15 protein-coding genes and 1 riboswitch are annotated in these 21,652 nt (G+C 71.6%); of the genes, 7 read left to right on the forward strand and 8 right to left on the reverse strand.

Annotation, left to right across the window (positions count from 1 at the left end; all coding sequences use genetic code 11):
• Window positions 1-43: 43 nt before the first annotated feature.
• Window positions 44-913 (forward strand): Cof-type HAD-IIB family hydrolase, encoded by an 870-nt coding sequence (locus ACFY1P_RS15815; protein ID WP_361519307.1) that lies wholly within the window; start codon window positions 44-46, stop codon window positions 911-913.
• A 35-nt stretch (window positions 914-948) separates the two neighbouring features.
• On the opposite strand, the gene ACFY1P_RS15820 is transcribed toward ACFY1P_RS15815, so the two are convergent.
• From ACFY1P_RS15820 to hisC, 6 genes are all read right to left on the reverse strand, one after another.
• A complete protein-coding gene (locus ACFY1P_RS15820) occupies window positions 949-2,076 on the reverse strand; it encodes a peptidoglycan DD-metalloendopeptidase family protein (RefSeq protein WP_390750882.1) in 1,128 nt (375 codons plus the stop codon).
• Window positions 2,077-2,181: 105 nt separating this feature from the next.
• Complete coding sequence (locus tag ACFY1P_RS15825) at window positions 2,182-3,870, reverse strand: GAF domain-containing protein (protein ID WP_361519313.1); 1,689 nt, start codon at window positions 3,868-3,870, stop codon at window positions 2,182-2,184.
• Window positions 3,871-4,052: 182 nt separating this feature from the next.
• Window positions 4,053-7,640 carry a thiol reductant ABC exporter subunit CydD gene (gene cydD, locus ACFY1P_RS15830; protein WP_390750883.1) on the reverse strand — a complete coding sequence of 1,196 codons (3,588 nt, stop codon included), beginning with the start codon at window positions 7,638-7,640 and terminating at the stop codon, window positions 4,053-4,055.
• A 12-nt stretch (window positions 7,641-7,652) separates the two neighbouring features.
• Window positions 7,653-8,660 carry a cytochrome d ubiquinol oxidase subunit II gene (gene cydB / locus ACFY1P_RS15835; protein ID WP_361519318.1) on the reverse strand — a complete coding sequence of 336 codons (1,008 nt, stop codon included), beginning with the start codon at window positions 8,658-8,660 and terminating at the stop codon, window positions 7,653-7,655.
• Window positions 8,661-8,689: 29 nt separating this feature from the next.
• Window positions 8,690-10,270: a cytochrome ubiquinol oxidase subunit I gene (locus tag ACFY1P_RS15840; RefSeq protein WP_361519320.1), complete on the reverse strand. Its 1,581-nt coding sequence runs from the start codon at window positions 10,268-10,270 to the stop codon at window positions 8,690-8,692.
• Between the two features lie 314 nt (window positions 10,271-10,584).
• Window positions 10,585-11,664 carry a histidinol-phosphate transaminase gene (gene hisC / locus ACFY1P_RS15845; RefSeq protein ID WP_361519323.1) on the reverse strand — a complete coding sequence of 360 codons (1,080 nt, stop codon included), beginning with the start codon at window positions 11,662-11,664 and terminating at the stop codon, window positions 10,585-10,587.
• Window positions 11,665-12,041: 377 nt separating this feature from the next.
• Between hisC and ACFY1P_RS15850 the strand changes: the two genes are divergently transcribed.
• The 3 genes from ACFY1P_RS15850 (at window position 12,042) to ACFY1P_RS15860 (ending at window position 15,580) form a co-directional block, all read left to right on the forward strand.
• The gene (locus ACFY1P_RS15850; RefSeq protein WP_361519325.1) at window positions 12,042-13,154 is read left to right on the forward strand and encodes a LacI family DNA-binding transcriptional regulator; all 1,113 of its coding nucleotides are present in this window, start codon (window positions 12,042-12,044) and stop codon (window positions 13,152-13,154) included.
• Window positions 13,155-13,431: 277 nt separating this feature from the next.
• Window positions 13,432-14,520, forward strand: a complete 1,089-nt coding sequence (locus tag ACFY1P_RS15855; protein WP_361519328.1) for a metallophosphoesterase — start codon at window positions 13,432-13,434, stop codon at window positions 14,518-14,520.
• A gap of 181 nt (window positions 14,521-14,701) precedes the next feature.
• On the forward strand, window positions 14,702-15,580 hold the full coding sequence (locus ACFY1P_RS15860; RefSeq protein ID WP_361519330.1) for a hypothetical protein: 879 nt from the start codon (window positions 14,702-14,704) through the stop codon (window positions 15,578-15,580).
• A gap of 75 nt (window positions 15,581-15,655) precedes the next feature.
• On the opposite strand, the gene thiC is transcribed toward ACFY1P_RS15860, so the two are convergent.
• Window positions 15,656-17,413 carry a phosphomethylpyrimidine synthase ThiC gene (gene thiC, locus ACFY1P_RS15865; protein WP_390750884.1) on the reverse strand — a complete coding sequence of 586 codons (1,758 nt, stop codon included), beginning with the start codon at window positions 17,411-17,413 and terminating at the stop codon, window positions 15,656-15,658.
• Window positions 17,407-17,546, reverse strand: a riboswitch (TPP riboswitch). It overlaps the preceding gene by 7 nt.
• A gap of 53 nt (window positions 17,547-17,599) precedes the next feature.
• Between thiC and ACFY1P_RS15870 the strand changes: the two genes are divergently transcribed.
• The 3 genes from ACFY1P_RS15870 (at window position 17,600) to ACFY1P_RS15880 (ending at window position 20,926) form a co-directional block, all read left to right on the forward strand.
• The gene (locus tag ACFY1P_RS15870) at window positions 17,600-18,982 is read left to right on the forward strand and encodes a YibE/F family protein (protein WP_390750980.1); all 1,383 of its coding nucleotides are present in this window, start codon (window positions 17,600-17,602) and stop codon (window positions 18,980-18,982) included.
• Between the two features lie 18 nt (window positions 18,983-19,000).
• Window positions 19,001-19,201, forward strand: coding sequence for a hypothetical protein (locus tag ACFY1P_RS15875; RefSeq protein WP_361519339.1), 201 nt, complete (start codon window positions 19,001-19,003; stop codon window positions 19,199-19,201).
• 144 nt (window positions 19,202-19,345) lie between these two features.
• Complete coding sequence (locus ACFY1P_RS15880; protein WP_390750885.1) at window positions 19,346-20,926, forward strand: SPFH domain-containing protein; 1,581 nt, start codon at window positions 19,346-19,348, stop codon at window positions 20,924-20,926.
• On the opposite strand, the gene ACFY1P_RS15885 is transcribed toward ACFY1P_RS15880, so the two are convergent.
• Window positions 20,923-21,369, reverse strand: a complete 447-nt coding sequence (locus ACFY1P_RS15885; protein WP_361519345.1) for an SsgA family sporulation/cell division regulator — start codon at window positions 21,367-21,369, stop codon at window positions 20,923-20,925. The two genes, ACFY1P_RS15880 and ACFY1P_RS15885, sit on opposite strands and share 4 nt — an antisense overlap.
• Window positions 21,370-21,652: the final 283 nt, after the last annotated feature.

Raw genomic sequence — 21,652 nt, forward strand, 5'->3', positions numbered from 1 at the left:
TACGCCTGTGCGACACCTGTGGTCCGTGGACGAGAATGGAGCCGTGACTTCAGCTATCGAGCAGCCCGAGACCCCGGCGGTCCACCGCCCAGCCGCCTTCCCCCGGCTGATCGCCACCGACCTCGACGGCACCCTCCTGCGCGACGACAAGACGGTCTCCGAGCGCACCGTCGCGGCCCTCGCCGCGGCCGAGGCGGCGGGCATCGAGGTCTTCTTCGTCACGGGACGGCCGGCCCGGTGGATGGACGTCGTCCGGGACCACGTGCACGGCCACGGGCTGGCGATCTGCGCCAACGGCGCCGCCGTCGTCGACCTCCACGACGGCGGCCGCTTCGTCGAGGTCCAGCCGCTGGAGCGCACCGACGCCCTCGCCGTCGTGCACGCGCTGCGTGCCGCCGCTCCTGGCACCTCGTTCGCCGTGGAGCGCACCGAGGGCATCCACTACGAGCCCGCCTATCCGCCCTTCTTCCTCGATCCGGGCGCGGTCGTCGCCCCCGCCGAGAAGCTGCTGGCCGAGGACTCCGGCTACACCGACCCCATCCTCAAGCTGCTCGCCCACCACCCCGAGCTGGAGCCCGACGAGTTCCTGTCCGTCGCCCGGGAAGCGGGCGGCGCGCACGGCGCGTTCACCCGGTCCAGCCCGACCGCCCTGCTGGAGATAAGCGGCCCCGGGATCAGCAAGGCCAGTACGCTCGCCCGGTGTTGTGCCGAGCGCGGCATCGCGCCCGAGGAGGTCGTGGCGTTCGGCGACATGCCCAACGACCTGGAGATGCTCGACTGGGCCGGCACCGCGTACGCGATGGCCAACGCCCATCCCGAGGTCCTCGCCGCCACCGCGCACCACACCGCGGCCAACACCGAGGACGGTGTCGCCGCGGTCATCGAGCTGATCCTGGACTCCCGCACCCGGTGAGCCCGGCGGCGGCCGCACCACCGTGCCGTCGCCGCCTACACCCGCACGCCGTGCGCGTTCAGCCACTGCACCGGGTCGACCGCCGACCCGAACTCGGGAGTCGTGCGGATCTCGAAGTGCAGATGCGGGCCGGTGGAGTTGCCCGTCGTCCCCGCCAGCCCGATCCACTGGCCGGCGCGCACCTGCTGGCCCGGCGCGACGAGCGCTGCCGACAGGTGCGCGTACTGCGAATACCAGCCGCCTTCGTGCTGGATCACCAGGCTGATGCCGAAGGCACCGCCGCACCCGGCGGAGACCACCGTGCCCGCGCCGACCGAGCGCACCGGTGTGCCGACCGGTACGGCGAAGTCCTGCCCTGTGTGACCGTTCGCCCAGTTCGCACCGGTGCCACCGAAACCCGCCGAGAGTTCGTACGACAGCACGGGCCGGGTCCACTCCTCGTGCGGATCGCCCGCCGCCCCTTCGGCGGCGGCGTCGCCGGCCCGCACGTCCTCCACGTCCAGCGGCTCGCAGCGGCCGCTCTCGACCGAGGTCTGGGAGATGGCGTTCAGCTGGTCGCGCGCGGCCGAGAGACGCGTCGTGAGCGAGTGCTGCGCGGCCTTCAGCCGTGCGCTGTCCTGCTCCAGCAGGGGCCGGGAGGCCGCCAGGGCCTGCCGCTCCGCCGTCAGCTTCCCGGCCAGGCGGCTGTCCTCGTCCAGCAGCCGCCCCAGTGCGGCCCTGCGGCGGACGGCGGGCTCCTGGAGCTCCAGCAGTTCGACCGGGTCCTCGACGTCCTCGGCACCGGCCTCGACGGTGAAGCCGCCGGTGCGGTACTGCGCGCGGGCGGCCGCCCCGGCGTCGTCGCGCAGGGCCGCCGTGACGACCTTGCGGCCCCGCAGCATCCGGTCGAGTTCCTCCGCACGCGCCTTCTGCCCCCTGGCCGCGTTCCGCGTCCGCTCGAACCGCTGCCTCACCTCCCCCGCCTCCTCCGCCAGCCGGAACACCTCGGAGGTGACCCGGGTGATCCTGTGCGGTGCCCTGCCCGCCGCCGAGAAGCCGGAGCCGAACGGCGGCCACACCACCGTGCACAGCGCGCACAGCACACAGAGCACGCGGTCCCGGGTTATCAGCGGTCCGCGCGATATACGAAACGGGCGGTACAGCGGGCGGTACAGGCGTCCCATGAACGCGATCGTGTCCCGCACCGCGGCCGCGCGCGCCCCGTGAGGGTCCGATCGGAGGACAGGGGAGCGTCACAGGACGGGCCCCGTGAGGCCCCCTGAGCGCCGCTACAGGGGCGCTTCCCACATCACCCGCGTGCCGCCCCCGTCCGGCCCCAGCCCCGGCCCGTACGAGCTGGAGCCGCCCAGCGATTCGGCCCGCTTGGCGAGGTTCCGCAGCCCACTGCGCCTGCCGCCCTCGGGGATGCCGACGCCGTCGTCGGCGACCGTGAGCCGCACCGCGTCCCGGCCGTCCGGCAGGGACGCCGTGACGTCGACGACCACCTCGATGCGGGAGGCCCGCGCGTGCCGGAAGGCGTTGGAGAGCGCTTCGCGCAGCGCGGCGACGAGGTTCTTGCCGGTGAGCTCGCCGACCTTCGCGTCGACCGCGCCGACGAAACTCGCGGAGGGCTGGAAGCCGAGCGGGACAGCGGCCGTGCCGAGCTCCCTCAGCACCCGTGTCCGCAGCCCGGCGGGCGCCTCCGCGGGCCCCTGCTGGAGCGCGAAGATGGCCGTACGGATCTCCTGGATGGTCACGTCCAACTGGTCGACGGCCTGGCCGACCTTGGTCCGCACGTCGGGCACCTCGGCGTTGCGCTGCGCGCTCTCCAGCATCAGCCCGGTGGCGAACAGCCGCTGGATCACGAGGTCGTGCAGATCCCTCGCGATGCGGTCGCGGTCCTCGTAGACGGCGAGCCGTTCCCGATCGCGCTGCGCCTCGGCCAAGACGAGCGCGAGCGCGGCCTGCGCGGCGAACTGGGCGGCCAGTGTGCGTTCCGCCGCGGTGAATCCCCGTGCTCCACGCGCGCGTGGCGTCGCGAGTGTGCCGAGCACGCGGTCACCGCTCTTGAGCGGCAGCAGCATGCTCGGGCCGAAGCGCGGGGCCACCCCGGTGATCATGCGCGGGTCGGTGGCCGAGTCGTCGATGAACACCGGTTCGCCGGCCAGCAGATGGGACACCACGGGGCTGTGCGGCGGCATCACCGTGCCCAGCAGCCCGGTGGGGTCGTCGGCGGAGACGGCGACCATCTCCAGCCCGCCCTCGCCGTCCGGCAGCAGCACGATGCCCGCCGCCGAGTCCGCGAGCCTGCGCGCCTGTTCGGCGACGACGGACAGCGCGTCCTCGGCGTCGCTGGCGGACAGCAGGGCCGTGGTCACGGCCACCGAACCGTCGATCCAGCGCATCCGCTGACGGCCCTCGTCGTACACGCGCGCGTTGCCGATCGCGATGCCCGCCTCCGTCGCGAGGATCTTCACCATGTTGAGGTCCGCGAGGCTGAACTCCCCGCCCCCGCGCTTCTCCGTGAGGTAGAGATTGCCGAAGATCTCCCCCTCCACCTGGATGGGCACTCCCAGGAAGTTGCGCATCGGCGGGTGTTCCGGCGGGAAGCCCGCGGAGCGGGAATCCGCCGCCAGGTCGGAGAGCATCACGGGCGCCGGCTGGTGGATCAGCGCGCCCAGCAGCCCGCGATGGCCGTCGGGCAGCGCGCCGATGCGCTCACGCTGTTCCTCGGTGACCCCATGGGTGATGAAGTCGGACAGCCCCTCCCCGCTGGCGTCGATGACGCCGATGGCGGCGTAGCGGGCGTCGGCCAGCTCGGCGGCGGTCTCGGCGATCCGGTCGAGCGTGGAGTGCAGTTCCGGGCCGGTGCCCACCGACCGCATGGCCTCCAGCAGCTGCGGGACGCGCGCGGTCAGCTCGGTGGACATCCCCTGGAGGCTGCGGGTGGCCTCGGTGGCGATGGCCAGCGGGTCCATCAGGCCCTGGGCACTTTGTGCACCCTGGGCGCCCCGTGCACCCTGAGGCGCCCGCGCGCCTGCCGGGCCGGAGGGGTCCTGCGGTCCGGAGGGTTCTGCCGTGGCTGCCATACCGCAGAGCCTAATAAGCACTATTTGTCATGGAAAGTGGTCTCGCCTGGTATCCCACTCCGCGGGGGCGCTCACCGGCCGGAGAGCGCCCCCACCCCCGCCTCCGCGCCCTCGGGCGCCGACGCCCCCGGCATCCCCGACACCCCAGCCGTCCCGCACACCCCGGCCGTCCCCCAGGCATCCGCCACCCGCTCCCGCTCCAGCATCCGCCGGAACGGCCCGTCCGCCGCCACCAGCTCCTCGTACGTGCCCCGCTGCACCGTCCGCCCGCGCTCCAGCACGATCACCTCGTCGACCGCCTCCAGCCCGGCCAGCCGGTGGGTGATCAGCACGCTCGTACGGCCCTCCGTGGCCGCCAGCAGATCTGCCGTGAGCGCGTCGGCCGTCACGAGGTCGAGATGCTCGGCGGGCTCGTCCAGCACGATCACGGGGAAGTCGGCGAGCAGCGCGCGGGCCAGCGCGAGCCGCTGCCGCTGTCCGCCGGACATCCGCGCCCCGTGCTCGCCGACCAGCGTGTCGAGTCCCTCCGGCAGGCTGTCGACCCACTCCAGCAGCCGTGCGGACCGCAGGACGGCCCGCAGTTCGGCGTCGTCCGCCCCGGGCCGCGCGAGCCGCAGGTTCTCGCGCACCGAGCTGTCGAAGAGGTGCGCGTCCTGCGCGCACAGGCCCACCAGCCGCCGCACGGCGTCGCCCGCCATGGGCCCGGCGTCCCGGCCCGCCAGGGTGTACGTCCCGCACTCCGCGTCCAGGAAGCGCAGCAGCACCTGGGCGAGCGTGGTCTTGCCCGCCCCGGAGCGACCCACGACCGCGACCCGGCGGCCCGGTACGAGCTCCATGCCGAACCCCTCCAGAGCCGGCGCGGACTGCCCCGGATACCGCGCGCCCAGCCCCGTCACCCGCAGCGGGAACGGGGACGCAGGGGCCTCGTCCGTGCCTTCCCGTACGGGCACAGGCGCGTCCAGCACCTCGTACACCCGCTCCGCGGACCGCCGTACGCGCTGCCGGTACTGCACGGCGAGCGGCAGTCCGGTCACCGCCTCGAACACGGCCAGCGGCATGAGCACCACCACCGCGAGCCACACACCACCCAGCCGGCCGTCGTGGATCGCGCTCACGCCCGCCCAGGCGGCGGCCGCCACGGTCAGGCCGCAGGCGAGGGCGGAGAGCCCGGAGCCGAGTGCGGTGGCGGCGGAGGCCCGGCGGGCGATCCCGGTGAGCACCCCGTCCGCCTCGCGCAGCCGCGTCAGCCGGGCGGGCAGGGCACCCGCGACCGTCAGTTCCGCCGTGCCCGCCAGGACGTCGACGACCTGGGTCGACAACGCACCGCGTGCGGGCGCCAGTTGCCGCTCCGCGCGCCGGGCGAACGCGCCGGACAGCGCGGGCACCGCCACTCCGGCGGCCAGCAGACCGAGGGCCAGCAGCAGACCGGCCTCAGGCAGCAGCCACGCCGTGAAGGCGACCGAGGCGATGCCCACGGCGACGGCCGAGCACACGGGCAGCAGCCAGCGCAGGAAGTAGTCCTGGAGGGCGTCCACGTCCGCGACGAGCCGCGAGAGCAGGTCGCCCCGCCGGGTGTCCCGCAGCCCGGCGGGCGCCAGGCGCTCCAGCCGCTGGTAGACCTCGACCCGCAGCCCCGCGAGGGCGCGCAGCGCGGCGTCGTGGGAGACGAGGCGCTCGGCGTAGCGGAAGACGGCGCGTCCGATTCCGAACGCGCGGGTTGCGGTGACGGCCACCATCAGATAGAGCACGGGCGGCTGTTGGGACGCCCGCGAGATGAGCCAGCCGGAGACGCCCATCAGGCCGACGGCGCTGCCGAGGGCCATGGCGCCCAGCAGCAGCGAGAGCGCGAACCGCGCCCGCAGCGGCTTCCCGGTGGCCCGCACCCGGGTCAGTGCCCCCGCGCCGCGTACGGGCAGGGGCTCGCCCGGCACGTCGTACGCGCCCGCGTCGTCCGCCACCGCGCTCTGGCGCTCAGGCCGTGCGGGCGGGGCCGCAGGGGCCACCGCCCGCCGCTCCACGGGCCGGGGATCGACGCGGACGACGCGGTCGGCGACCGCGAGCAGCGCCGGGCGGTGCACGACGAGCAGGACGGTCCGGCCCTCGGCGAGCCGGCGCACGGCCTCGACCACGGCGGCCTCGGTCTCGCCGTCGAGGTTGGCGGTGGGCTCGTCGAGGAGCAGGACGGGCCTGTCGGCGAGGAACGCCCGTGCCAGCGCGATGCGTTGCCGCTGACCGGCGGAGAGCCCGGCGCCGTCCTCGCCGAGGCGGGTGTCAGTGCCGTGGTGCAGCATGGAGACGAAGTCGAGGGCGCCGGCCGCGCGCAGTGCTTCGCGCACCTGCGCGTCCGTCGCCTCGGGCCGTGCCAGTCGTACGTTCTCGGCGACTGTCCCGGCGAAGAGATGGGGTCGTTGCGGGACCCAGGCCACCTGGTCCCGCCAGCTTCCAGGGGAGAGCGATGACAGGTCCGTGCCACCCACGAGCACCCGCCCGGCAGCCGGGCGCGCGAATCCGAGCAGGACGTTCAGCAGCGTGGACTTCCCGGAGCCGCTGGGGCCCACGAGCGCGACCGTCTCCCCCGGCCGCACCTCGAACGACGTCTCGGCCAGGGAGGGTTCGGCCCGCCCCTCGTGCCGCACCACCAGCCGGTCGACCGTCAGGGTCGCGGTCCGGGCGTCGGGGGCGGGCCGGGTGCCGGCCGGGGCGGGCTCGGTCTCCAGCACCGCGAAGACCCGGTCGGCGGCCGCCAGGCCCTCCGCCGCCGCGTGGTACTGCGCGCCCACCTGCCGCAGCGGCAGATACGCCTCGGGCGCCAGGACCAGCACCATCAGGCCGGTCTCCAGATCGAGTTCGCCGTGCACGAGCCGCATGCCGATGCCCACCGCGACCAGGGCCACCGAGAGCGTGGCCAGCAGCTCCAGCGCGAAGGAGGAGAGGAAGGCGATGCGCAGCGTCCGCAGGGTGGCGCGCCGGTAGTCGGAGGTGATCGCGCGAATCGACTCGGCCTGCGCCTTGGCGCGGCCGAAGACCTTGAGGGTGGGCAGCCCGGCGACGACGTCGAGGAAGTGGCCGGAGAGCCGGGACAGCAGCCGCCACTGCTTGTCCATCCGGGACTGCGTCGCCCAGCCGATGAGGATCATGAAGAGGGGGATGAGCGGCAGCGTGAGGACGATGACCAGCGCGGAGAGCCAGTCCGCCGTGACGATACGCGCGAGCACGGCCACCGGCACGACGACCGCGAGGCCGAGCTGGGGCAGATAGCGGGCGAAGTAGTCGTCCAGCGCGTCGATCCCCCGCGTCGCGAGGGTCGCCAGCTCACCGGTCCGCCCCGCGGCCGGCCCCTCCGGCCCGAGCGCGGTGGCCCGTGTCAGCAGCCGCAGCCGCAGTTCGGACTTCACGGCCGCGCTCGCCCGGTGCGCGGTCAGCTCGGTGAGCCAGGTGACCGCCGCCCGGCCCAGGGCCACGGCGGCCAGCAGCGCCAGCCGGGTGGCCAGGTCACCGGTGGACCGGCCGTGCCGGAAGGCCTCGGTCACCACCTCGGCGATCAGCATCGCCTGGGCGATGACCAGGCCGGCCCCCGCCAGCCCGAGCACGACGGAGGCCATCAGGAAGCGGCGGGTCGCGGAGGCGTACTTGAGCAGTCGGGGGTCGACGGGCTTCATGCGCGTTCCGTCCTAGTGGCCGGCGGGTGCCGGGATGTGCTGGGTGCCGATCCGCTTGCGGAAGACCCAGTAGGTCCACGCCTGGTAGCCGATGATCAGGGGCGTCATGGGGACCGCGACCCACGTCATGATCTTCAGCGTGTACGGGCTGGAGGCGGCCTCGGCCGCGGTGAGGCTCCACGCCGGGTTGACCGAGGACGGCATGACATCGGGGAAGAGAGCGAGGAAGACCAGGGCGAAGACCGCCGCGACCGTCACCCCCGAGAAGGCGAACGACCAGCCCTCGCGCCCCGCGTGGTTCATCACCAGCGCCATGCCCAGGGCGACCACGGCGACGATCAAGGCGGCCAGGCTGCGCCCGTTGCCCGATTCGGCCTGGGTCCAGCCGAGGAAGGCCACGGCGAGCACGCCCGCGGTCATGCCGAACACCGTCGCGTAGGACCTGGCCCGGTGGCGGATCGCGCCCGCCGTCTTCAGGGCCGCGAAGACCGCGCCGTGGAAGGTGAAGAGCACGAGCGTGAGGACGCCGCCCAGGAGGGCGTACGGGCCGAAGAGGTCGAGGAGCGTGCCGTTGAAGTTCTTGTCCGAGCCGATCGGCACCCCGCGGACGATGTTGGCGAAGGTGAGCCCCCACAGGAAGGCGGGCAGCAGCGAGCACCAGAAGATCGCGTGCTCCCAGTTGCGCTGCCACCGCTCACCGGTCCGCTTGTGGCGGTACTCGAAGGCGACGCCGCGCACGATCAGGCAGACCAGGATGGCGAGGAAGGGCAGGTAGAAGCCGCTGAAGAGGGTGGCGTACCAGTCGGGGAAGGCGGCGAAGGTCGCGCCGGCCGCGGTGATCAGCCAGACCTCGTTGCCGTCCCAGACGGGCCCGATCGTGTTGATCAGCACCCGGCGCTCGGTGCGGTCCTTGGCCAGGATCTTGGTGAGGACGCCGATGCCGAAGTCGAAGCCCTCGAGGAAGAAGTAGCCGGTCCACAGGACGGCGATCAGCAGGAACCAGAAGTCGTGGAGGTGCATGGTTCGTTGTCCTTCGTTCCGCCGCCGCGTCAGTACGCGAAGGTCATCGGCTTGTCGGCGTCCTCGGACCGCTCCGCCCCGGATCCCCCGGACGGCAGGCGCAGCCTCGGGTCCTCCGTGGGCGGCTTCTCGTCCGTGTCGGGGCCCGCCTTGGCGTACTTCACGAGCAGCTTGACCTCGACCACCGCCAGCACGCCGTACAGCAGGGTGAAGACGCCCATGGAGGTGAGCACTTCGGCCTGGCTGACGCCGGGGGAGACGGCGTTGCCGGTCTTCATCAGCCCGTAGACGGCCCACGGCTGGCGGCCCATCTCGGTGAAGATCCAGCCGAAGGAGTTGGCGATGAGCGGGAAGCCCATGGTGAGCAGGCCGATGCGCCAGGACCAGGCGGTGAAGAAGGGGCTCATCTCACGGGTGCGCGTGAGCATCAGCCGCGGCACCTCGTTGTCGCCCGTGCGGAACTCCGGGTCGAGCCAGAATTTCTTCCGGGTGGTCCACAGGCCGATGAGCGCGGCGACGAAGGAGGTCATCCCGAAGCCGATCATCAGCCGGAAGCCCCAGAAGGTCATGAAGATGCTGGGGATGTAGTCGTCCGGCTTTCCGCCGTACCGCGCGGCCTCCTGCGCGGCGACGTCGTTGATGCCGGGGACCGCCTCGGAGAAGTTGCTGTGGGCGAGGAAGGAGAGGATGCCCGGGACCTCTATCTCCACGCTGTTGTGGCCCTTGCTGACATCGCCGACCGCGAAGACCGAGAAGGGCGCGGGCGCCTGGGTCTCCCACAGCGCCTCGGCGGCGGCCATCTTCATCGGCTGCTGCTCGAACATCACCTTGCCGAGGCTGTCACCGCTCAGGGCGGTGCCCAGGCCGGCGATGACCGCGACCACCAGGCCGACGCGCAGCGAGGCCCGCATGGCGCCGACCTGCGACCGCTGCTTCTCGCCGAGCTCCTCGCCCCGCAGCTGCTTGCGCTTGGCGCGCCACAGGTGGAAGGAGGCGATGCCGACGACGAACGCGCCACCGGTGAGGAACGCGGCGGTGAGCGTGTGGAAGACGACGACCAGGGTGGTGTTCTGGGTGAGTACGGCCCAGATGTCGGTGAGCCGCGCCTTCCCCGTCGCCTTGTCGATGGCATAGCCGATCGGGTGCTGCATCCAGGAGTTGGCCGCCAGGATGAAGTACGAGGAGAGCACCGTGCCGACGGCGACGATCCAGATGCACGCGCAGTGGATCTTCTTGGGCAGCTTGTCCCAGCCGAAGATCCACAGGCCGATGAAGGTGGACTCGAAGAAGAAGGCCAGCAGGGCCTCCATCGCGAGCGGCGCGCCGAAGACGTCACCGACGAAGCGCGAGTAGTCGGACCAGTTCATGCCGAACTGGAACTCCTGCACGATGCCAGTGACGACACCCATCGCGATGTTGATCAGGAAGAGCTTTCCCCAGAACTTCGTCGCGTGGAAGTACTTGTCCTTGCCGGTACGGACCCAGGCCGTCTCCAGCCCGGCGGTGATCGCCGCGAGACTGATCGTGAGCGGGACGAAGAGAAAGTGGTAGACGGTGGTGATGCCGAATTGCCAGCGCGCCAGCGTCTCCGGCGCCAAAGCGAGGTTCACGCGGTCTCTCCTTGCCTCTTGCGTCACCGACGCCTCACGCATCGGCGATATGCCCCTTTCGCCCCAACGAAAACGGGAGGTAAAGGGCATGCTTGTGAACGCGTTCACATTCACAAGCAATTATGACGCACAGGTTTTCGCGCTCGACAAGGGGGTCCCCTCAGCCGGGGACCCGATGCCCTTCGGCCAAATCCGGAACGCCGGCTTCGCCCCGCGGAACGGCCGGCGGCGGCCCGGGCGGTGAGCCCGCAACGACGGCGGGCCGGGGCGCGCGGTCCTCCCGCACACCCCGGCCCGCCCGAAGGCACCGCCTTCTACAGCTCCTTGCGGAACGCCCCCGCCACTTCGAGGAAGAGGTCGTTCGCCGCCGTCTCGCCGATCGTCGCGCGGATGCCCTCGCCCGGGAACGGCCGTACGACCACGCCCGCACGCTCGCACGCCGCCGCGAACTCCGCCGTGCGCTCCCCCAGCCGCAGCCACACGAAGTTGGCCTGCGTCTCCGGCACCGTCCAGCCCTGCCCGGTCAGCGCATCGACGACCCGGGCGCGCTCCTCCACCAGTGCCTGCACCCGCTCCCGCAGCGCGTCCTCGCTCCGCAGCGAGGCGATCGCCGCCTCCTGCGCGATGTGGCTCACGCCGAACGGGACGGCGGTCTTGCGCAGCGCCGCCGCGACGGGCTCGTGCGCGACGGCAAAGCCGATCCGCAGCCCGGCCAGCCCGTACGCCTTGGAGAAGGTGCGCAGCACGCAGACGTTCGGACGGTCCCGGTAAAGGTCGAGGCCGTCGGGGACGTCCGCGTCGCGGACGAACTCGATGTACGCCTCGTCGAGCACGACCAGCACATCGGCGGGCACCCGGTCCAGGAAGGACTCCAGCTCGGCCCGGCGCACCACGGTGCCGGTGGGGTTGTTGGGGTTGCAGACGAAGATCAGCCGGGTCCGGTCGGTGATCGCGGCCAGCATCGCGTCGAGGTCGTGGACCTCGTCGCCCGTCAGCGGGACCTGCACCGGCGTGGCGCCGGACACCTGGGTGATGATCGGGTACGCCTCGAACGACCGCCAGGCGTAGATCACCTCGTCGCCCGGCCCCGAGGTGGCCTGCACCAGCTGCTGCGCGACGCCCACCGAGCCGGTGCCGGTCGCCAGGTGCGTCACCGGCACCGAGAAACGGTCCGCGAGCTCGGCCGTCAGCGCCGTGCAGGCCATGTCGGGGTAGCGGTTGATGGTGCCCGCGGCCTCGACCGCCGTCTCCAGCACGCCGGGCAGCGGCGGATAGGGGTTCTCGTTGGAGGACAGCTTGTACGCGACGGGGCCACCCGCGGCGGCGGGCCGGCCCGGCTTGTAGGTGGGCACGCCGTCCAGGGCGGGGCGCAGCCTCGGGGTCTTCTCGGTCACCGCGGGTCCTCCTCGACATCCCGTGCGCTCGCACCCGCACGGGCAGGCCGCACACGAATAGCGGACATGAATACTGCACACCTTAAGAGGATTCACCGGGGCGGCGTCCAGAGCAGGGGGAGCGCTCCTGAAAGTCCTGCACGCCGGTGGCGGGCGCCGTGGCGCGCATCACCCATGCAGGTGAGTTGAGACCTCTTCGAGACCTCGGGTGATAACCGGAGGCGGATATGCCAGAGGCCAATGGTTCACCGTCGACCCGGACAACTCTCTGTGTTTCCATGGTCATTGGGCGGAATTGTGCTTGCAGAAACGTGCCTGTCAACAGGCAAATGGAGCCCCCTGCTCATGGACATTCCGAGCCCTACTATCGGCTCGCCATGACAGCAGCAGGGAAGCACCAGGTGAGCCGGGCCGAACCAGCCCGCAGGGGCAGCCGGCACGGACGGGCGGGCATCCGGGACGTGGCCGCCGCCGCCGGCGTCTCGATCACGACCGTCTCCGACGCGCTCAACGGCAAGGGCCGGCTACCGGACGCGACCCGCCGCCATGTCCGCGAGGTCGCCGACCGGCTGGGCTATCGCCCGTCCGCCGCGGCCCGCACCCTCCGCACGGGCAAGTCCGGGCTCATCGGCCTGACCGTGACCACGTACGGGGATGAACCTTTCACCTTCACTGAGTTCGCGTACTTCGCCGAGATGGCCAGGGCCGCCACCTCCGCCGCGCTGGCCCGCGGCTACGCCCTGGTCATCCTCCCCGCCACCTCACGCCACGACGTGTGGTCCAACGTCGCGCTCGACGGCACCGTCGTCGTCGACCCCTCCGACCACGACCCGGTCGTCTCCGAACTGGTCCGCCAGGGCATCCCGGTGGTCTCCGACGGCCGCCCCGCGGGCAGCCTCCCGGTCACCGCGTGGGTCGACAACGATCACGAGGCCGCCGTCGTCGGCATCCTCGACCACCTCGCCGCGGCCGGCGCCCGCCGGATCGGCCTGCTGACGGGCACCACCACCGACACGTACACCCGGCTCTCCACCCACGCCTACCTGCACTGGTGCGAGCGCGCGGGCCAGGACCCGGTCTACGAGAAGTACCCCGCCCACGACCCCTGCGCGGGCGCCGTCGCGGCCGACCGGCTGCTCGCCCGGCCCGACCGGCCGGACGCCGTCTACGGCCTCTTCGACCCCAACGGCACGGACCTGCTCGCCGCCGCCCGCCGCTACGGCCTGCGCGTCCCGGACGACCTCCTGCTCGTCTGCTGCAGCGAGTCCACCGTCTACGCCGCCACCGAGCCGCCCGTCACCACCCTGTCGCTCAAGCCCCGGCGCATCGGGACAGCGGTCGTCCAGCTCCTCATCGACGCCATCGAAGGGCTCGACAGCGGGCACCCGGTCGAGCAGGTGATACCGACCGAACTCATCGTCCGGACGTCCTCCCAGCGCCGCCGCCCGCGCACCACGGTCAGCCCGCCGCGCGGTCCCGCCCCGGACTGAGGGCCACCGCATGGGCCCCTCGGGGTCAACGCGCCGTCTCCTGGCCGCCACACCTTTGCCAAAACCGTGCGGAGGGGCGCAGGAGCGCGGAGACCCGGGGGCGAATGACTCAATTGGGGAGAAATGACCGCCGCGCGCACCCTCCCGCCCCGATTGACGGCCCCTGGTGCGTCACAAGGCGCGACGGTCATTCCTATGATGGGCGCACGACACCACGGACCGCCGTCGACCAGGCAAGGTCCACAAGGTGCACGGCGGCGCGATGGTGGAGGGGTCGATGACTCAGGGGGCCGGTCAGGGACCCGCGGCACGGACCACGGCGGCGATGCCGCCCTTCCCCGGGTATGCCGCGCCCCCTCCGCATGCCCCCATGCCTCCGTACGATCACGCGGCCCCGCCCGCGCAGCCGCCGGTGGACGCGCCGGAGGGCTACACCCCCACCGAGCGCGACCTGCCCGTGATCGGCCAGGCCGTCCCCGACGACGTGCCGACCGTCGCGCTGACGCCCCTCGCCGAGCACCACGCGGCCCCGCGGCCCGGCCTCGGCCCGCTCTACGTCGTGGGCGACGTCCACGGCTATCTCGACCAGCTGCACGCCGCGCTGGAGGCCCAGGGCCTCATCGACGCGAACGGCAGCTGGTGCGCGGGCAACGCCCGCCTGTGGTTCCTCGGCGACTTCACCGACCGCGGCCCGGACGGCGTCGGCGTGATCGACCTCGTGATGCGGCTGTCCGCCGAGGCCGCGGCCGCCGGCGGCTACTGCAAGGCCCTCATGGGCAACCACGAGCTGCTGATCATCGGCGCCAAGCGGTTCTCCGACACGCCGGTCAACTCCGGTGCGGGAACAGCCTCCTTCCAGGCGGCCTGGCTGCTCAACGGCGGCCAGCGCACCGACATGGAGCGCCTGGAGGACCACCACCTCCAGTGGATGTCGCGGCTCGACGCCATGGCGGAGGAGGACGGGCACCTGCTGGTGCACTCCGACACCACCGCCTATCTGGATTACGGCGACTCCATCGAGGCCGTCAACGACGCCGTCACCGAGGCGCTCCAGCGCAACGACCCCGACGAGTGCTGGGACCTCTTCCGGAAGTTCACCAAGCGGTTCGCCTTCCGCGACGAGGCCGGCCCGCTGGCCGTACGGGAGCTGCTGGACACCTACGGCGGCCGCCGGCTGGTGCACGGCCACAGCCCGATCCCGTATCTCCTGGGCGAGGTCGGCGCGGAGGACGCGGACGGCGAGGAGGGCGGCACGCCCGCCGTCGACGGTCCGCATCTCTATGCGGACGGGCTCGCACTGGCGATGGACGGAGGGGTCACGATGGCCGGAAAACTGCTGGTGGTGCAACTTCCGCTGGGTGGATGAGGGTTCAGGGGGTAGGTCCACGGGCAGGTAGGGAGTTCCACCGGCGCGGGGCAATTCCCGAAACACACTGTCACCGTGCGCCGGTACCGCTCTACCATCGGCTTATCCGTAGCAGGCTCTCCTCCGTTTCCGCCCACTGCCCGGTGTAAGCCGGCAAGAAGGCCCTACGGAGCATCGGGGGATGCACATGAACAGCGCTCCGCACCTGCTGGCCGAGGACCGCCCGGAATTCGAGCGGGTTCTCGACCAGGCGCTGCGTACCGCCGACCATGACCCGGAACTGGCCGCCGCGATAGGACAGCGGCTCAATGCAGAACAGTTGCGCACCATGGCGCTCAATGCCATGACCGCCATCTCGGCGTGCGCGACCACCGAATACCAGAACTACGTAAGGGCGCGCGACGCTCTGCGTGCGCTCTCCGCGAGCATGCACCCCCAAAACGTGAGCGCCGGGGGCGTGCACGGTGATGAAAGCGCCCCCGACGGATTCGGCGTCGCGGACAGCGAGGTCGTGGAATCCTCCGGCGCGGGCGCCGGAGCGGTCGTCGCCGTGCTGGCTCCCGTGCTCGCCGGGATCGCCGCCCTGATCTTCCTCCTCGTCGGCTACGTCCTGCGGACGGTCGGCTCCAACCCGTCTGTCGGCGAGCCAATGATCACCATCGGCTGGTGGTTCGCCGGGCTCACCGCCGCCGGTGCGTTCGTCGCCATGATCGGCATGGTGGTGACCGCCCTGCGCAACGGCGTCGGCGAGGGGACGGACGCCCGGGGAGCCGGGCTGAGCGAGGAGGCCGACCGGGCCGGGGAGGCATGGCGGCAGGCGCTGCTCCACCGCGGCATACTGCCCTTCCTCCGGGAAGCCCTGGCCAACGCCCCGCTCAACACGCCGTCTTCGTACGTCCCGAGGCAGCACGAGAACCACAGCCGCACCCCGACCCTTGGGTACTCGCGCCCCGGCTTCACCAGCCCCGACAGCGAGTCCTCCCCGCACGTCCGCCCGCGCTACACCAGCCCCGACTTCACCAGCCCGGACTACGGCGGCCCGGACAACCGTCCGGGCTGACCGCCGGCCCGCGGCACGGCACACGCGAGAGGCCCCGACACCGGCCGGGGCCTCTCGGACCGTGCGGCTGAACTCCTAGTCGGCGATCGGCAGATAGACGCGGTTGCCCGCCGCCGCGAACTCCTTGGACTTCTCCGCCATCCCCGCCTCGGGATCGACGGCGAGCTCCCCGCCGTGCTCACGGCGGATGTCCTGCGAGATCTTCATCGAGCAGAACTTGGGCCCGCACATCGAGCAGAAGTGCGCCGTCTTCGCGGGCTCCGCCGGCAGCGTCTCGTCGTGGAAGGCACGTGCCGTGTCCGGGTCGAGCGCCAGGTTGAACTGGTCCTCCCAGCGGAACTCGAAGCGGGCGTCGGACAGCGCGTCGTCCCACTCCTGCGCGCCCGGGTGCCCCTTGGCGAGGTCCGCCGCGTGCGCCGCGATCTTGTACGTGATCACACCGGTCTTGACGTCGTCGCGGTCCGGCAGGCCCAGGTGCTCCTTGGGCGTGACGTAGCAGAGCATCGCCGTGCCCCACCAGGCGATCATCGCCGCGCCGATGCCCGAGGTGATGTGGTCGTACGCGGGCGCGACGTCGGTCGTCAGCGGGCCGAGCGTGTAGAACGGCGCCTCCTCGCAGATCTCCTGCTGGAGGTCGATGTTCTCCTTGATCTTGTGCATCGGGACATGCCCCGGGCCCTCGATCATCGTCTGTACGTTGTGCCGCTTGGCGATCGTGTTGAGCTCGCCCAGCGTCCTCAACTCGGCGAACTGCGCCTCGTCGTTGGCGTCCGCGATCGAACCGGGGCGCAGGCCGTCGCCGAGGGAGTACGTCACGTCGTACGAGGCGAGGATCTCGCAGAGCTCCTCGAAGTTCTCGTAGAGGAACGACTCCTTGTGGTGCGCCAGGCACCAGGCGGCCATGATCGAGCCGCCGCGCGAGACGATGCCGGTCTTGCGGCGCGCCGTCAGCGGGACGTAGCGCAGCAGCACGCCCGCGTGGACGGTCATGTAGTCCACGCCCTGCTCGGCCTGCTCGATGACCGTGTCCTTGTAGATCTCCCAGGTGAGCTCTTCGGCCTTGCCGTCGACCTTCTCCAGGGCCTGGTAGAGCGGCACGGTGCCGATCGGCACGGGGGAGTTGCGCAGCACCCACTCGCGGGTGGTGTGGATGTTGCGGCCGGTCGAGAGGTCCATGACCGTGTCGGCGCCCCAGCGGGTCGCCCAGGTCATCTTCTCGACCTCCTCCTCGATCGAGGAGGTGACGGCGGAATTGCCGATGTTGGCGTTCACCTTGACCAGGAACTTCTTGCCGATGATCATCGGCTCGATCTCCGGGTGGTTCACATTGGCGGGGAGCACGGCCCGGCCGGCCGCGATCTCCTCGCGGACGGTCTCCGGGGAGACGTTCTCCCGGAGGGCCACGTACTCCATCTCCTCGGTGATCTCACCGCGCCGGGCGTACGCGAGCTGGGTCACCGCGGCGCCGGACCGGCCCCGGCGGGGCTGGCGCGGGCGGCCGGGGAAGACCGCGTCGAGGTTCTTCAGCCCCCCGCGCGGAGAGGTGTGCTTGAGGCCGTCGTCCTCGGGGCGCATCGGGCGCCCCGCGTACTCCTCGGTGTCACCGCGGCCGATGATCCAGCTCTCCCGCAGCGGCTGGAGGCCACGGCGGACGTCCGTCTCGACGGCCGGGTCGGTGTACGGGCCGGAGGTGTCGTACAGCCGTACGTCCTGCCCGTTGGTGAGATGCACCCGCCGCACCGGAACCCTGAGGTCCGGCCGCGAGCCGGTCACGTAGTCCTTGTGCCAGCCGATCGGACCGGTTTCGGACGTGCGTGCATCCTGCGAGGTCATGAGACCAGAACTCCCTACGCCGGCATTACCCGGTAACAGGTTCGGCGGTCGACGCAGCGATTCCCGTACGTGCCAGCCGTACGGAGGTCAGCGCCCTCTCAGCCCGGTGCTCCGAGCTCCCGCGATTGCAAAGGTGCCACCACGCTAGCGCTTCCCCCGTACGGAGGACCAGAGGGGGTTGCGATGATGCGTGACGTGACCCCCACGGAACCGCAGTCCCCCACCGACCTCCCCCGCCCCCTGCCTCACGGCCATCACTCCCATGCCTCCTCACATGGTCATTCCCACGGCCACTCGCACAGCCACGGCCCGCCCACGCCCGTCTCCGCGCACCTGCGCAAGGTGATCGCGGCCGTGCTCATCCCCTTCGCCGTCGCGGTGCTCGCGGGGCTGATCGTGATGTGGCCGGGCGGGGCGCCGCCCCACAAGCACTCCGGGCTCGGTCTCGACCAGCAGACGCGGTCGGGGCGAGTGGTGAAGATCGAGGAGATCGACTGCTCCAAGGCGGGCGCCACACCGCAGCAGCAGTCCCCGCAGCCGGGCGGCGGACCGCCCGCGGCGCAGGGGCCGTGCGAGAAGTCGGAGATCGAGGTGACCTCGGGCCCGGACAAGGGCCGCACTTTCACCGAGCTCGTGCAGCCGAGCGCCTCGCGGCACTACACGGTGGGCCAGGGAGTCGTCCTGGCGTACGCGCCGAAGGCGCCCAAGAACCTCCAGTACGCGGTCACCGACGTGGACCGGACGCTGCCCATGGCGCTGCTCGCCGGGCTGTTCGCGCTGGCCGTCGTGGTGGTCGGCCGGCTGCGCGGGGTCTTCGCGCTGGTCGCCCTGGTGGTCAGCTTCGGGGTGCTGACGCTGTTCATCCTCCCCGCGATCCTGCACGGTTCGGACCCGTTGCTGGTGGCTGTGGTCGGCGGCAGCGCGATCATGCTGATCGCGCTCTACATGTGTCATGGCCTCAACGCGCGGACGTCCGTGGCGGTCGTCGGCACGCTCACCTCCCTGATGCTCATCGGGCTGCTCGGCGCGCTGTTCACGCAGTGGGCGCACCTGACGGGTGACACCGACGACCAGACCGGCCTGGTGCACGGCCTCTACCCCGAGATCGAGATCCGCGGCCTGCTGCTCGCCGGGATCATCATCGGCTCCCTGGGCGTGCTCGACGACGTCACGGTGACGCAGACGTCGGCGGTGTGGGAGCTGAAGGAGGCGGATCCGAGCGCGAGTTGGCGCAAGCTCTACGGCTCGGGGATGCGCATCGGGCGCGACCACATCGCGTCGGTGGTCAACACCCTGGTGATGGCGTACGCGGGCGCGTCGCTGCCGCTGATGCTGCTGTTCTCGATCGCGGACAGCGGGATCGGGCGGGTCGCGACGAGCGAGATCGTCGCGGAGGAGATCGTGCGCACGCTGGTCGGCAGCATCGGGTTGGTGGCCTCGGTGCCGGTGACGACCGCGCTGGCGGCGCTCGTTGTCAGTGCCGACCGGCACAATACGAAGACGCGGGCGAAGAGCGGTCCGAGGGCGCGGGGGGCGTCCCGGGGCGGGAGGCGCCGCCGGGCGAAGTGATCGCGGGAGGGGGAGCCGGTGATCGGTGAGCAGGGCAGGGTGACGGGGACGGTCGGCCCGGGGCTGGTCGGCGAGGTGATCGTGCGGGTCAGGGGCGGTGCGGAGGCGTTCCTGGCGTACGCGGTGGAGGCGGGCGAGCGCCTGGAGCGGGGCACGGTGGTGGTGATCGTGGAGTATCAGCCGCCGCGCACGGTCTATGTGGCGGCCGCGTACGGCTGATCCGCCGGGGGTGCGCGGGGTTCGCGGGGTGCCAGGCGTCAAGAAAACGCCAAGACTCCCGGGCCTCTTCACCACCGGCCTGCGCGGGCGCACACTTTCGATCACAGGCTCCGCACCCAGGAGCCGTCAAAGGGGGGATGAGCGATGCTCATCGGCATCGTGGCGGGGGCCGTCGTCGTCGGCATGGCCGTCGTGATCGGGCTGTTCAAGCTGATGTGGCGGGTGGCGGAGCCCAATGAGGCGCTGGTCATCTCCGGTTCCAAGCACCGCACCGAGGGTCTGGAAGAAGGCATGGGCTTCCGGATCGTCACCGGGCGGGGCACGCTCGTTCTGCCCGGCGTGCAGGTGGTGCGGAAGCTGTCGCTGGATCTCAACGAGGCCGAGCTGAACGTGGATTGCGTCACCCAGCAGGGCATCCCGCTCAAGGTGCACGGCGTGGTGATATTCAAGGTGGGCGACGACTTCGTGTCGATCGCGAACGCCGCCCGCCGCTTCCTCGACCAGCAGAAGCACATGGGCGACCGGGTGCACAACGTCTTCGCGGGTCACCTGCGCTCGATCGTCGGCGGGTTGACGGTCGAGGACATGATCCGCGACCGCGAGCGGCTGACCGGCGAGACCCGGGCAGCCTCGGGCACCGAGATGGAGAAGCTGGGTCTGATCATCGACTCCTTGCAGATCCACGAGATCCAGGACCCCACGGGCTACATCAAGAACCTCTCCGCGCCGCACGCGGCCGCCGTGCACCGGGACGCCCGGATAGCCCAGGCCGAGGCCGACCGGCTGGCCACGGAGGCGGAGCAGCAGGCCGCCGCCCGGATGTCGGAGGCGACCCGCGACAGCGAGATCCTGCGGGCCGGCTATCAGGCCGAGCGGGACAGCGCAGCGGCCAAGGCCCGGCAGGCGGGCCCGCTGGCGGAGGCGGCGGCGCAGCAGGAGGTCGTGGTCCAGGAGACGCGGGTCGCCGAGCTCGCGGCGCAGCGCAAGGAGCAGCAGCTCCAGGCGGACGTCCGCAAGCCGGCGGACGCCGCGGCGTACGAGAAGCGGACGCTGGCCGAGGCGGAGCGTGACGCCCGGATCTCCGCGGCGCAGGCGAAGGCCCGGGAGACGGAGCTGGCGGCGGCCGCCGAGGCGACGCGGGTGAAGACGGCGGCGGGCGCGGAGGCGGAGGCCACCAAGGCGCGCGGTGCCGCGGCCGCCGCGGCGACCCGGGCGACCGGTGAGGCCGAGGCCGCGGCCGCGCAGGCCAGGGGTCTGGCGGCGGCCGAGGCGGCGAGGGCGCAGGGTCTGGCCGAGGCGGAGGCGATCAAGGCCAGGGCGGCTGCCCTGGCGGAGAACCAGGAGGCGGTGGTCGCCCAGCAACTGGCCGAGAACTGGCCGGAGATCGTGCGGGCCGGGGCGGAGGCCTTCGGAAACGTCGATCATATGGTGCTGTTGAACGGTGCGGACGGCATGTCCGACCTCTTCGCGAAGGCCCTGACGATGGGCGGCACGGGCCTGGGCCTGGCACGGCAGCTGCTCGCGAGCATGGGCACGGCACAGGGCCCGGGGGCGACCGGCCTCGGCGGCCCGGCGGCCGACGGCGCCGGCAACGACATGGGCAACGGCAACGGCACTACGGGCAGCCCGGCGGGCCGGGGTCCCGCGTCCGCGCCGCAGGGCGCGGCGCCCCGCGCGGAGCGGGTGCCGCTCCAGAAGGACGACGGAGCCGTTCCGGGCCGCTAACCAGCGTTCTGCCCCTCGGGGTTGCCGGCGAGGATGTTGTCGAGAGCGGCGGCGAGGTCGTACTCGAAGTCCGCGACCGAGCGCTCCTCGCCGAGGGGCGCGATGCGGTCGGTCCGGTCGAGGAACGCCACCAGGGGCGCCGCCCCGGCGCGGAACAGGGCCCCTTCGCAGCCCACTTGCAGTCTGATGAAGACGTCCGAGAGGTGCTCGGTGGAGGCGGGGGCGATGTGCACATCGCCCTCGCCGGACGGCTGGCTGAGCCCGTCGAGCAGCAGCTCCCGGGCGAATGCCCAGGTCACCGGGGCGTCCCCGGGCAGGTGAAAGGTGAATTTCACCGCATAAGGGTCACTACTGTCGTAGACCAGCCCGACCGGAATCCGGAAGGACAGCTCCTCGGAGACGAGGAAGGTCATGATTACTTCTGCCTGAACCGTTTCACGCATCGCCCAATGCCCCGATTCGTCGTTTTGGCCGGGATTGGCTCCTTATGGCCATAGACTCCGTCGTCCGACGGCATCCATGGATCACAGGGAGTGATATTTCAGATACCGATAGAGATCGAGAGTGAGCTTACGAGCTCTATGACTCTGGAGCGTAGCGACTCGACTACGGGGCGGAGTCGTTCCGGGCGTTTAACGGCGGAGAAATCGCCACATTCGTCAACACCGACCGTGGGCGACAGTCGGAAGGCGGTGCCGAGGGACGGTGCGGGTGACGTACTCCTGT

Origin of the sequence: Streptomyces sp. NPDC001407 (genome assembly GCF_042895325.1) — a bacterium.
In the GTDB taxonomy this organism is placed as follows: domain Bacteria; phylum Actinomycetota; class Actinomycetes; order Streptomycetales; family Streptomycetaceae; genus Streptomyces.

Excerpts from the sequence above, each read along its gene's own strand:
- ACFY1P_RS15820 (WP_390750882.1), bottom strand. The coding sequence starts at position 2,076 with ATGGGACGCCTGTACCGCCCGCTGTACCGCCCGTTTCGTATATCGCGC.
- ACFY1P_RS15825 (WP_361519313.1), bottom strand. The coding sequence starts at position 3,870 with ATGGACCCGCTGGCCATCGCCACCGAGGCCACCCGCAGCCTCCAGGGG.
- cydD (WP_390750883.1), bottom strand. The coding sequence starts at position 7,640 with ATGAAGCCCGTCGACCCCCGACTGCTCAAGTACGCCTCCGCGACCCGC.
- cydB (WP_361519318.1), bottom strand. The coding sequence starts at position 8,660 with ATGCACCTCCACGACTTCTGGTTCCTGCTGATCGCCGTCCTGTGGACC.
- ACFY1P_RS15850 (WP_361519325.1), top strand. The coding sequence starts at position 12,042 with ATGACAGCAGCAGGGAAGCACCAGGTGAGCCGGGCCGAACCAGCCCGC.
- ACFY1P_RS15855 (WP_361519328.1), top strand. The coding sequence starts at position 13,432 with ATGACTCAGGGGGCCGGTCAGGGACCCGCGGCACGGACCACGGCGGCG.
- ACFY1P_RS15860 (WP_361519330.1), top strand. The coding sequence starts at position 14,702 with ATGCACATGAACAGCGCTCCGCACCTGCTGGCCGAGGACCGCCCGGAA.
- thiC (WP_390750884.1), bottom strand. The coding sequence starts at position 17,413 with ATGACCTCGCAGGATGCACGCACGTCCGAAACCGGTCCGATCGGCTGG.
- ACFY1P_RS15870 (WP_390750980.1), top strand. The coding sequence starts at position 17,600 with ATGCGTGACGTGACCCCCACGGAACCGCAGTCCCCCACCGACCTCCCC.
- ACFY1P_RS15880 (WP_390750885.1), top strand. The coding sequence starts at position 19,346 with ATGCTCATCGGCATCGTGGCGGGGGCCGTCGTCGTCGGCATGGCCGTC.
- ACFY1P_RS15885 (WP_361519345.1), bottom strand. The coding sequence starts at position 21,369 with ATGCGTGAAACGGTTCAGGCAGAAGTAATCATGACCTTCCTCGTCTCC.